General features: G+C 67.9%; 12 protein-coding genes. 5 read left to right on the top strand and 7 right to left on the bottom strand.

Annotation, left to right across the window (positions count from 1 at the left end; all coding sequences use genetic code 11):
- Positions 1 to 71: 71 nt before the first annotated feature.
- The 3 genes from ACIHA7_RS04840 to ACIHA7_RS04830 are packed head-to-tail and all read right to left on the bottom strand — an operon-like array spanning position 72 to position 1,728.
- Positions 72 to 692: an ATPase gene (locus tag ACIHA7_RS04840; protein ID WP_397285596.1), complete on the bottom strand. Its 621-nt coding sequence runs from the start codon at positions 690 to 692 to the stop codon at positions 72 to 74.
- Entirely contained in the window at positions 689 to 1,171 is a 483-nt protein-coding gene (locus ACIHA7_RS04835) for an anthrone oxygenase family protein (protein ID WP_397285594.1), read from the bottom strand. The genes ACIHA7_RS04840 and ACIHA7_RS04835 overlap by 4 nt, the downstream gene beginning before the upstream one ends.
- A complete protein-coding gene (locus ACIHA7_RS04830) occupies positions 1,168 to 1,728 on the bottom strand; it encodes a peroxiredoxin-like family protein (protein WP_397285592.1) in 561 nt (186 codons plus the stop codon). Before ACIHA7_RS04830 ends, ACIHA7_RS04835 begins: the two co-directional genes overlap by 4 nt.
- 72 nt (positions 1,729 to 1,800) lie before the next feature.
- Here ACIHA7_RS04830 and ACIHA7_RS04825 point away from each other — a divergent pair, with 72 nt between their 5' ends.
- Complete coding sequence (locus tag ACIHA7_RS04825) at positions 1,801 to 2,424, top strand: TetR/AcrR family transcriptional regulator (RefSeq protein ID WP_397285590.1); 624 nt, start codon at positions 1,801 to 1,803, stop codon at positions 2,422 to 2,424.
- Here ACIHA7_RS04825 and asnB read toward each other — a convergent pair.
- Entirely contained in the window at positions 2,421 to 4,259 is a 1,839-nt protein-coding gene (gene asnB / locus ACIHA7_RS04820) for an asparagine synthase (glutamine-hydrolyzing) (protein WP_397285588.1), read from the bottom strand. The genes ACIHA7_RS04825 and asnB overlap by 4 nt on opposite strands.
- Positions 4,260 to 4,329: 70 nt before the next feature.
- Between asnB and ACIHA7_RS04815 the strand changes: the two genes are divergently transcribed.
- Positions 4,330 to 4,938: a TetR/AcrR family transcriptional regulator gene (locus tag ACIHA7_RS04815; RefSeq protein ID WP_397285586.1), complete on the top strand. Its 609-nt coding sequence runs from the start codon at positions 4,330 to 4,332 to the stop codon at positions 4,936 to 4,938.
- Between the two features lie 40 nt (positions 4,939 to 4,978).
- Here ACIHA7_RS04815 and ACIHA7_RS04810 read toward each other — a convergent pair whose 3' ends face one another.
- Positions 4,979 to 6,118 (bottom strand): GDSL-type esterase/lipase family protein, encoded by a 1,140-nt coding sequence (locus ACIHA7_RS04810; RefSeq protein WP_397285584.1) that lies wholly within the window; start codon positions 6,116 to 6,118, stop codon positions 4,979 to 4,981.
- Between the two features lie 110 nt (positions 6,119 to 6,228).
- On the opposite strand from ACIHA7_RS04810, the gene ACIHA7_RS04805 reads away from it, so the two are divergent.
- Positions 6,229 to 6,699: a MarR family winged helix-turn-helix transcriptional regulator gene (locus tag ACIHA7_RS04805; protein ID WP_397285582.1), complete on the top strand. Its 471-nt coding sequence runs from the start codon at positions 6,229 to 6,231 to the stop codon at positions 6,697 to 6,699.
- Positions 6,700 to 6,702: 3 nt separating this feature from the next.
- Here the strand turns inward: ACIHA7_RS04805 and ACIHA7_RS04800 are convergent, their stop codons facing one another.
- Positions 6,703 to 7,374, bottom strand: a complete 672-nt coding sequence (locus tag ACIHA7_RS04800) for a TetR/AcrR family transcriptional regulator C-terminal domain-containing protein (RefSeq protein ID WP_397285580.1) — start codon at positions 7,372 to 7,374, stop codon at positions 6,703 to 6,705.
- Between the two features lie 92 nt (positions 7,375 to 7,466).
- Here ACIHA7_RS04800 and ACIHA7_RS04795 point away from each other — a divergent pair, with 92 nt between their 5' ends.
- Entirely contained in the window at positions 7,467 to 8,483 is a 1,017-nt protein-coding gene (locus tag ACIHA7_RS04795) for an NAD(P)-dependent alcohol dehydrogenase (protein ID WP_397285577.1), read from the top strand.
- 1 nt (position 8,484) lies between these two features.
- Here the strand turns inward: ACIHA7_RS04795 and ACIHA7_RS04790 are convergent, their stop codons facing one another.
- Positions 8,485 to 9,435 carry a helix-turn-helix transcriptional regulator gene (locus tag ACIHA7_RS04790; RefSeq protein WP_397285575.1) on the bottom strand — a complete coding sequence of 317 codons (951 nt, stop codon included), beginning with the start codon at positions 9,433 to 9,435 and terminating at the stop codon, positions 8,485 to 8,487.
- Between the two features lie 63 nt (positions 9,436 to 9,498).
- Here ACIHA7_RS04790 and ACIHA7_RS04785 point away from each other — a divergent pair, with 63 nt between their 5' ends.
- Positions 9,499 to 10,653 carry an epoxide hydrolase family protein gene (locus ACIHA7_RS04785; RefSeq protein ID WP_397285573.1) on the top strand — a complete coding sequence of 385 codons (1,155 nt, stop codon included), beginning with the start codon at positions 9,499 to 9,501 and terminating at the stop codon, positions 10,651 to 10,653.
- Positions 10,654 to 10,729 lie beyond the last annotated feature (76 nt).

Below are 10,729 nucleotides of genomic sequence, written 5' to 3'. Positions count from 1 at the left end.
CCACCGGCACAAGGCAATCCGCCGGTCCCGAGCCTCTGCTCAGGACCGGCGGATGCGGCCGGACCGAGTGGTCAGTGCGCGAGGTCCACCGCGTTGTCCTCGGCGAAGACCTTGCGGCAGACCGGGGCGCAGAAGGCGTAGTCGGTGCCGTTGTGGGTCAGGGTGATCCGGGCGGTGGCCAGTTCTACCGGCATGCCGCAGACGGGGTCGATGACGTGGCCTTCGGGGGCCTCGGCCGGGGTGGCGGTGGCTCGGTAGTCGTCGGTCATCAGTTTGGTGATGTCGGAGATGGTGGTCTTTCGGCCCAGAGTGCCGAGGCAGTGTTCGCGCAGGCCGATGATCTGGACCAGGCAGTGCGGGTCTCGGGTGAGGCGGGTGGGGTCGGGTTCGGTCTCGGCGATGGCGCGGGTGATGAGGGGGATGATGTGGTCGCCGAATTCGCCGGTGTTGCTCCATGCGCCGGGGACCGTGAGGCGCACCAGGTAGCGCGGTGCTTCGGCGATGCTCGGGCCGCCGGTAACCCAGGTGTCCGGTGTGCGTACTAGCACGTGGGTGAGTTCGCGGGCCTTGGCCAGCACCGAGTCCGGTGCCGCCGGTTCGGTGGTCAGGTCCCGCAGGATCCGTTCGGCGAGTTCGTGTTTCCGGTCCGCGGTCAGCTGTTCTTCGGCGACGAACAGTTCGATGGTCATCATGGAAGTGCTCTTTTCGCTGGGGCGAGGGTGAGGGTGACGATCAGGAGGAATGCCAGCAGGGCGCAGGCGGTGCGGGCGAAATGGAACGCCTCCCAGCGGGTGAGGATCTCGGCGTAGTCGGCAGGCGGTGCGCTCACCGCCCACACCTTGATGTGCTGGTTGATCGGTATGTTGCCGAGCCGGGTGATCACGAACGAGGAAACGGCCAGTGCCGCAGCGGATCCGGCGAGCAGGCGGTCGCGGCCGGTGGTCCGGAAGGCCAGCACCAGGCAGCTGAGGACGGTGAGGCCCATCAGCGACTGCATGACAAGGCCGTTCACCGACATCAGGGCGGTGTGGAAGGTGAAGCGGACATCGAGCGGGACCTCGCGGAAGGCGTAGAGGACGTTCACCGCGCCGTAGCCGAACGCGCCGGCCAGCAGGCCGCCGAAGCACAGAGCGGACGCCCGTGCCAGAGCGGGCTTGTGGACGATGGTCAACGGCCGTGCTCCGAGGTGGTTGCCAGCGCGAGGAGTTCGTCGACAGACCATTGGTCGTCGACGTGTACGCCGTATTTGGCCGCGAGGACGCGACCGTCCGGCGCGATGAGGAAGTCGGCGGGGAGGCCGAGGTTGCCACCCTCCGGCTTGGTCGGGGGAGCGGGCTGCTTCTTGCGGAGCGCGGCGAGAGCGGCGTGCGCGACGCCGCGCGCGATGGTGGGCCAGCCGCGCGGGTCGAGCAGCGCGCGCGGTGACGACTCGACGCCGAACTCGCGATACAGCTCGCGGGTGGGGTCGGCGATCAAATCGAGCGGGATGTCCTCGGTGTACTTACGTAATTCGGCTGCGCTGGAGTGGAATACGACCACCTCGCGGATGTTCGCCGCCGCGATCTCGGTGCGGCGCGCGACGATCGAGCGCAGGTGCAGATTGCAGACGGGGCAGCCGGCGAATCGGCGGAATTGCAGGTGGATCAGGCGATCAGGGGCGGGGACGGGCACGGGTGCGCCGGAGATGGTGGTCAGTACCCGATCGGAGACAGCAGTCGGCAGCGACATGAGAGATTCCTTTCGTAGGCGTACCTTGTACGCCTACGTCCAGTATGCGCGTAGCTTGTACGCTGTCAACCCATGCCACGTCCTCGTTCGCTGACGAAGTCCGATCTCGGCGTCGCGGCGCTCGCGGTCATCGACCGCGACGGGCTGTCCGCGCTCACCATGCGCGCCGTGGCCAAGGAACTGCGGATGGCCACCATGGCGCTGTACCGCTACGTCTCCGACCGGGAGGAGCTGGAAATCCTGGTCGTCGACGAGGTGCTCGCCGGGATCGACGTCTCGACCCCGGCCGAAGCGCACTGGCGCGACCGCCTGACCACCTTGCTCGAGCGGATGCGCGCGGCCATCTCCGCGCACCCCGCGACGGTGCCGCTGGTGCCACGGCATCGGAAGAACTCGACCGCAACCCTGCGCTGGATGGAGGCCATGCTTGCGGTGCTCGCCGAGGGCGGGTTCGCGGGGGCGGATCGAGTGATCGCGCAGCGCACGCTGGTCGCCTTTCTGCTCGGGTCCTTGGAGAACGAGCACTACGCGTCGATCAACGCCCCCGCGACCACGGCCATCGCGCAACTGTCGCCCGAGGAGTATCCGACGCTGACCGCGACCGCGGCGCAGGCCCGAAAGATGTCGGTGGACGACGAGTTTCGCGGCGGCCTCGCCATTGTGTTGCGCGGGTTGGCCGCCGGGCGTCCCGGCTAGATGAACGACGGTGCGTAGCGGTCCAGCCAGATCGTGAAGTCGAGCAGCTGCTCCAGGTCGAAGCGGTCGGGCTCGGTGAACTGGTCGGCGGGGCGGTCGACGGCCTTGGTGACGGCGTCGTGGTCGTAGAGCTGGAAGACCGGATGTTGCTGGGTGGCAAGGAGATCGCTCGCCTGGACGCGCACCGCCTCGGTGTATGCCACATCCTTGGTGATTGGATAGTGGCTCTTGACGCGCTCGACGACCGAGCGCGGCAGGATGTCGGCGCTGGCCGCGCGCAGCAGACTCTTCTCCCGTCCGTCGAAGGATTTCAGCGACCACGGCGTGTTGTAGACGTATTCGACCAACCGGTGATCGCAGTAGGGCACGCGGACTTCGAGGCCGACCGCCATGCTCATCCGGTCCTTGCGGTCGAGCAGGGTGCGCAGGAAGCGGGTGAGATGCAGGTGCGAGACCTGCCGCATCCGGAACTCCAGATCGCTTTCGTCGTTCAGCCGGGTGACCTCGGCGGTGGCGTCGGTGAAGCTGTCCGCGAGATAGGTGTCGAGATCGAGCGCCGCGGTCAGGTCGGGGTCGAGCAGTCTGGTGCGCTGTACGAAGGACTGTGGCAGCACAGACAGCCACGGGAACGTCGACATACCGTGCGAAGCGGCCTCGGCGAACCAGCGGTACCCGCCGAAGAGCTCGTCCGAGGATTCCCCGGACAGCGCGACGGTCGAGTGTTCGCGAATCGCCTTGAACAGCAGGTAGAGCGACATATCGCTGTCACCGAAGCCCGCGGGTACGTCGCGGGCGGTGACCACGGCGGCCCGGACCGCCGGATCGGACAGGGCGGCGCCGTCGAGCATGATGTCGCGATGCGCGGAGCCGACGTGCTCGGCGACGGCGCGGGCGAAGGGCGCGTCGAGGGTGGCCCGCCACTCGTCGGGCACGAAATCCTGCTGCTGGTTGTGGAACTCGACGCTGAAGCTGCGCAGCCGCTCGCCGGAGTCGCGCAGGTGCCGCGCGGCGCGGGCGGTGAGCGCGGAGGAGTCCAGTCCGCCGGACAGCAGGACGCACCGCGGGACGTCCGAAATCAGCTGGCGGGCAACGGTATCCTCCAGCAGTTCGCGGACGGTCTGCACGGTGGTCGCGCGATCGTCGCGGTGTTCCATGGTGCGTAGCGACCAGTAGGTGGTGCTGCGGATACCGTCGCGGCCGACGGTCAGCACCGAGCCCGGCGGCACCTGCCGCATTCCCGCCCAGAACGCCTGCTCCGGGCGGGCGATCGTGGTGAACAGCTCGCGCAGGCCGTCCAGCCCGATCCGCTTGTCTACCAACGGGTTCGCCAGGATCGCCTTGGGCTCGGAGCCGAACAGCAGGCCGTCGTCGGTGGGGTAGTAGTAGAAGGGCTTGATGCCCAGACGATCTCGCACCATCACCAGTTGCTCGGTGCGGGCGTCCCAGATAGCGAACGCGTACATGCCGTTCAGTCGCTCGGCGAAGGACGCACCCCATTCCAGATACGCCCGGAGCACGACCTCGGTGTCGGACTCGGTGGTGCACCGGTGGCCGCGGGCGCGCAGTTCGGACCGCAGTTCGCGGAAGTTGTAGGTCTCGCCCGAATAGACCATGGCGACAACGCCTTCCGGGGTGTCGATGGTCATCGGCTGGGTGCCGCCCGCCAAGTCGATGATGGCCAATCTGCGGTGGCCGAGGGCTGCGTGCGGCCCGATCCAGACGCCGCTGTCGTCGGGTCCGCGACACGCCATGGTGGCCGTCATCGCGTCGAGGGTGGTGGTGGTTGCTGTCGAGAAGTCTCGCTGAAAGGAGACCCATCCGGTGATTCCGCACATGCCACAAGGCTAGAGTGACTCTAAGAATAGAGCAACTGTAAGTTTGAGGTAGATATAGTAAGCTGCTGTCATGGGTGAACCGGGGTTGCGCGAGCGCAAGAAGCAGCGCACCAGAGTGGCCATTGCCGAAGCGGCGTACCGCCTGTTCGAGGCGAAGGGCTACGACGAGACCACGGTCACCGAAATCGCCGCTGCCGCGGATGTTTCGCCCGCCACGTTCTTCAACCACTTCCCGACCAAGGAGGCGGTGCTCTTCGCCGAGGGCGGCACCCTGCTCGACGTGGGACTCGCGACGATCGAGCACCGGGACGCCGACGCGAGCGTCGGCGAGGTGCTGGCCGCCGCCATGCGGGCGATCCTCGCGGAGATGGTGGGTGGACCGCGTGATCCGAGCGGTGAACTGGAGGCCGCGCGCCTGCGCCTGCTGATGTCGGTTCCCGCGCTGCGCGGGGCCACGCTGCAGCGCCTTTTCGAGGTCGAGGATCGGCTGGCTCGGGCACTGTGCGCGGCATTCCCCGGACAGCTGGATCCGGTACGGGCGGCGACGCTGGTTGGCGGGTTGTGCGGCGCGATGTTCGCAGGCGGTCGCGCCGCGCTGCGCGAGGGCCACGCGTTCCAATCCGCGATCGACGGTGCGATCGAGCAGACGCTCAGGGCTGCCACGGATCTGGCGCGCTGAAGGCGAGTCGCCGCACTGTGCGACGACTCGCCTCGGTGATTCAGCGGAACAGTGCCGCGACGTCGACGGTCTCGGCCATGGCGCGGTGGCCGGCATCGTTGAGGTGCATGCCGTCACCGCTGTCGTATGCCGGGAGGATGTAGTTCGGGCGTTCCGGGTCCTCTACCGCGCGAGCCACGTCGAACACGGAGTCGAAAACGTCGGTGCTGCGCAGCCATTCGTTGACCTGATGCCGGGTCGGCAGGGTCTGCTCGACCGGCATCCCCTCGTAGATGATGCCCGCGTAGGGACCGATGGTGGCGGCGTGCACGGTCAGACCGGCGTCGTGTGCGCGGCGCGCGATCTCGGTGAAGCCCGCGATCAGTTCTTCGGTGGTGGCGGGTGGTTCACCCGACATGCCGCCCAGGATGAGGTCGTTGATGCCGAAGTGGAGCAGCACGCTGGTGACGCCCGGGACGCTGAGGACGTCCCGGCTGAACCTGGCCGAGCCGGGCGCGCCGATTTCGTTGGTCAACAGCCGATTTCCGCCGATGCCCTGATTGACGACCCAGCCGCGGTCGAGTCGGTCGTTGAGGGCGTCCACCGAGCGGCGGTTCGCGCTCATGGTCGAGCCGACACCTTCGAACCACGAGTCGCCGAGCGCGACCGCGATGGGGGTGTTCGCCGGAGCGAGCACATCGACGCCGGTCACGTAGAAGCGCGCGGGAACCTCCTCTGCGGCACCGAGATCCGGTTGCGACGCGACGTTTCCGGCGGCCACGTAGGCGATTTCGCTCGGCTGATGCGAGCGGGTCGCGAGTCCGGTCTGCTCGGGCAGGTACAGGCTCAGCGCGAGATCGGTGCCCGCGGCGACGGTCAGCTCGACCGGGTCGCTGAGCGCCGCACCACCCGCGGGGATGGTGATGTGGTCCGCGCCGTCGAACCGCAGGGCGGTGTCGGTCTCGGTGATGATCTCGTTGCCGGTCTTGCGCAGCGCGACGCGGGCGGCGCCGATGACCAGCGGATCTCGACCGTAGAGGTTGGTCAGCCGGACGCGGAGTTGCTCGCCGCCACCGGCCAGGTGCAGCACCTGACGCACGGTCTGGTCGGCGAAGGTCCGTGATTCGCTGAGCTTGACCTGCTCGTACGGGCTGATGACCGCGGAACGGAAACCGGCGACCCAGGCGGTGGTGTCAGACATCGAATGCTCCAGTAGTTGTCACGAGGAATAATGCGTATGCATATTTCTAGTACAGAGTATTCCTCGTGTCAACTATCCGCGAAGCAATCAGTTCGGGGTAGGTTGGTGGCATGGATGCGGACCTGTTCGACGACCCCCGGCTGACCACCATGGGCCTGCTGTTCGAGGCGCACGAAGGGGTGGTCACCAAGTTGGCGCCGGTGTGGAAGACGCACGGCCTGTCGGGGCTGGATATGAATGCGCTGCTGCGCCTGAGTCGTTCGCCCGATCGGCGGCTGCGCATGACGGATCTGGCCGCCCAGACGGCGCTGTCCACCAGCGGCGTCACCCGGCTGGTCGATCGGCTGGCCCGGTCCGGGCTGGTCGAGCGGGCGCTCGACCCCGGCGACCGGCGCAGTGCGTATGCGGTGCTGACCGAATCCGGTGCGCAGCGGCTCGCGCAGGTGCTGCCGGACTATGTGGCCGCGGTCGAGCGCTGGTTCACCGGGCTGTTGACGCCCGCGCAACTCGACGGGCTGATCGGTGCGCTGCGCATTGTTCGCGATGCCACCAATCCCGAGGCGACACTGGGGGTCGAGTGACGTTCAGTCGGCGGTTTCGCCGAGGAGTCGTTCGAGGCCGTCCAGGATCAGGTTCAGTCCGAAGGTGAAATCGGCTGTACCCGAGTGTTTTCCGTCGATGACCAGCTGTGCCAACGCGTTCATGTACGGAAACTGATCCGCGGGTATCCGTGGCAGGAACTGTGCTGCGGCGGAGGCGTATTCGTCGGGTCGCAGCGGAAAGTTCACCTCCTGCAAGGTGAATCCGTAGATGTGACTGTCCAGCGCGTTCCAGGCGCGGTCGGCCTGCTGGTAGGAGAAGCCGGCCGAACGCAGGCAGCCGACGGTGGCGTCCACATAGCGCAGCATGGCCGGGCCGACATTGAGCCGCGAGCCGATCAGTCCGGTCGCCCACGGATGCCGCAGCAGTACCTCGTGCGCGCGCATGGCCCGCGCGCGCATGGCCGCTTTCCAGTCGCCGTCGACCTCGGGGGTGCCCATCTCGGCGACCACCAGATCGGCGACGCCGTCGAGCAGGTCGTCCTTGTTGGTCACGTGGTTGTACAGCGACATCGCCTCGACGCCGAGCGTCTGGGCGAGTTTGCGCATGGACAATGCCGCGAGGCCCTGCTCGTCGGCGAGTCGAACGGCGGTGTGCAGCACCTTCGCCCGGCTGAGCGGCGCACGCGAGGTGCCGTGGGTGGCGGTCTTGGGCATAGGCGCCTCTCTTGACGGACTTACGGTGTAAGCGTACCGTCCGTAGCGAGGGACTTACGCTGTAAGTAACCGTTTCACGCGAGGAAAATCCCATGTCCGAGGCGCAGAGCCCGCAGTCAACAGTCGATGCCCGCACGATGACGGCGATCGTCGCGCCGCGCTACGGAACCGGTGCGGTGCTCCGGACCGAGCTGGTGGATCGGCCGAACCCACGCGCTGACGAGGTCCTGGTCCGGGTGCGGGCCGCGTCGGTGAGCCAGGGCGACATCCATCTGCTCACCGGTACGCCCTATCTGCTGCGGCTCGGCTTCGGCCTGCGGCGGCCCAAGGATCCGATCATCGGCCACGACCTCGCCGGCGACGTGGTCGCGGTCGGGGCCGAGGTGACCGAATTCCGGCCCGGTGACACGGTATTCGGTGCGGCGGATGCGGGCGCCTTCGCGGAGTACGTGTGTGTCCCGGAGCAACGGCTCGCCCGGGTGCCCGATGGGCTTGCTATCGAAGCCGCTGCGGCGCTGCCCGATTCGGGTATGACGGCGCTGCAGGGGTTGCGCGATGCCGGTCGACTGCGAGCCGGACAGACGGTGCTCGTCAACGGGGCCTCGGGAGGGGTCGGCAGCTTCGCGATCCAGCTCGCCAAGGCGTTCGGCGCCGAGGTCACCGCCGTGTGTAGCACCCGGCATATCGGCGTGCTGCGCGCGCTGGGCGCCGACCACGTAATCGACTACACCACCGATGATTTCACGGTCGGTGAGCGGCGGTACGACGTACTGCTCGACCTCATCGGCAACCGATCCCTGCGGGACTGCCGCCGAGTACTGGCCCCGAAGGGAGTCTTCGTCTCCTCGGCGGGTGCACCCGGCGGAAACTGGGCGGGGCCGGTGCTGTGGATGGCAAAGGTGCTGCTGGCCAACCTGTTCGTGAGTCAGCGGATCGCACTGCTGCTGATGCGTCCGCGCCGCGCGGACCTCGAGTTCTTGGCGGAGTCGGCTGCCGACGGCACCCTCCGGCCGCTGATCGAGCAGAGCTTTCCCTTGGCGAAAGCGGCTGCGGCGGTGCAGCACGTGTGCGACGGGCACGCCCAGGGCAAGACGGTGATCGCCGTCTGAGCTAGCCGACCGAATCGGCGAGCCGGGCGCTGAGCTCGCGGATATGGGTGACCAGCTCCGGTGGCTCGTGCACGCGGAACGGGAATCCGAACGTGGCGACGTAGACGGCCAACTCGTCGAGCGAATTGGATCCGGTTCGAAGCAAGCAGGTTTCGGCATCCACCGCCTCGACTACGCCGACGGTGGGGGCGATCCGGTCGGCGGCGACCTCGACGGGCACGCCGAGGGTGATGCTCGCGGAGTAACGGTACGGCGCACTCGACACGCCTCGGGAGACATACCCGGACAGGTCGACGTCGGGTGCCGCGCGCGGGGCGAAGCGCGGCCCGGTCGGGGTGCGGGGACGCAGGCGGTCCGCGCGGTAGGTGCGCCAGTCGGCCCGGTCGACGTCCCAGCCGATGAGGTACCAGCGGCGGCCGGTGTGCGCCAGGCGATGTGGTTCGGTGGTACGCAACGAGGTGGTGCCGTCATGGCTTCGGTAGTCGAAGCGCAGGCGATGGCTGTCGCGGATGGCGCCCGCGATCGCCGTGAGCGTGTCCGGGTCGACGGTCGGCCCGCCGGCCGACACCGTGACGGTGACCGATTGCAGCAGGCTGACGCGGTGGCGCAGCCGGGACGGCAGCACCTGCTCGAGCTTGGTGAGCGCGCGCAACGAGCTGTCCTCGATGCCGGTGATGGTGCCGCCCGCGGCGGTGCGCAGACCGATGGCGACCGCCACCGCCTCGTCGTCGTCCAGGAGCAGCGGTGGCAGCTTCGCGCCCGCGCCGAGCCGGTACCCGGCGACGCCGGGGGTGGCGTCCACGGGGTAGCCGAGGTTGCGCAGCTTATCGATGTCGCGGCGCACCGTGCGCACGTCGACCTCGAGGCGTTCGGCCAGGTCGGTGCCGGTCCAGTCGCGGGGCGTCTGCAAGAGCGACAGCAGCCGGAGCAGTCGCGCGGAGGTTTCCAACATGTTTTTCAGTCTGCCGGAAAGCTAGGGCAGAAGCTGTCCTAGGTAGGTCATATCGTCTATTTCATGAGCAACGAGATCCACGAATTCCGCATCGACATTCCGCAGCAGCAGCTCGATGACCTGCGCACTCGGCTCGACGGCGCGCGCTGGCCCGCACCGCTGCCCGGCGACGGCTGGGACACCGGCGTGCCGACCACCTGGCTGCGCGAGCTGGTCGACTACTGGCGCACCGCATACGACTGGCGGGCAGCCGAGGCGCAGTTGAACTCCTACGCTCAGTTCACCACCGAGATCGACGGTCAGCGCATCCATTTCCTGCACGTTCGCTCGCCCGAAGCGGACGCGCTGCCGCTGCTGATGACGCACGGCTGGCCGGGCTCGGTGGTCGAGTTCCTCGACGTGATCGGGCCGCTGTCGGATCCGCGGGCGCACGGCGGCGATCCGAAAGACGCTTTCCACCTGGTGATTCCGTCGCTGCCGGGCTTCGGCTTCTCGGGACCGGTCACCGAGGCGGGCTGGACCGTCGAGAAGACCGCGCAGGCGTGGGCCGAGCTCATGCGCAGGCTCGGCTACGAGCGCTACGGCGTGCAGGGCGGTGACATCGGTGCCGCGGTGAGCCCCGAGGTCGGCCGGACCGCACCGGAGCACGTGGCGGGCGTGCATGTCAACGGCGGTCCCGGTCCGTTCCCGTCGCTGCCGCTGTCCGAGGCGGAGCTGGCGAGCCTGACCGCGGTGGAACAGGATCGGATCCGCCGGATCGAGGCCTTCATGCAGGAGGAGTACGGCTACATCGCCGTGCAGTCGACCCGCCCGCAGACGCTGGCGTACGGGCTGGTGGACTCGCCGGTCGGCCAGCTCGCCTGGATCATGGACAAGTTCCGTGAGTGGACGCATCCGCGAAATGTCGACCCGGACAAGGTCATTGATCGGGACCGGCTGCTGACCAACGCGATGCTGTACTGGCTCAACGGTACCGCCGGGTCGTCGGCGTACGTCGGTTACGCGCAGGAAGCACCCTGGGGCGCGACCAAGGTGAACTCGGGCGTGCCCACAGCCGCACTGGTTTTCGCGCACGATGTCGGCATCCGCCGGTACGCGGAGACCGAGAACACCATCACGCGCTGGAACGATGTCGACCGCGGCGGTCATTTCGCGGCCATGGAGGAGCCCGAGCTGCTCACCACCGATGTCCGCGAGTTCTTCCGCGAGCTGCGCTGAAATACGAAGTCGGTGGGCCTGTTCCGGCATGTCGTCGCCGGAGCGGGCCCACAATTGGGGCAGGACCGTCGGCGAG

It is taken from the genome of Nocardia sp. NPDC052316 (assembly GCF_044547795.1).
In the GTDB taxonomy this organism is placed as follows: Bacteria; Actinomycetota; Actinomycetes; order Mycobacteriales; family Mycobacteriaceae; genus Nocardia.
Note: the sequence above shows the minus strand (reverse complement) of the source record. Positions and strands in the feature narration are given on the sequence as shown.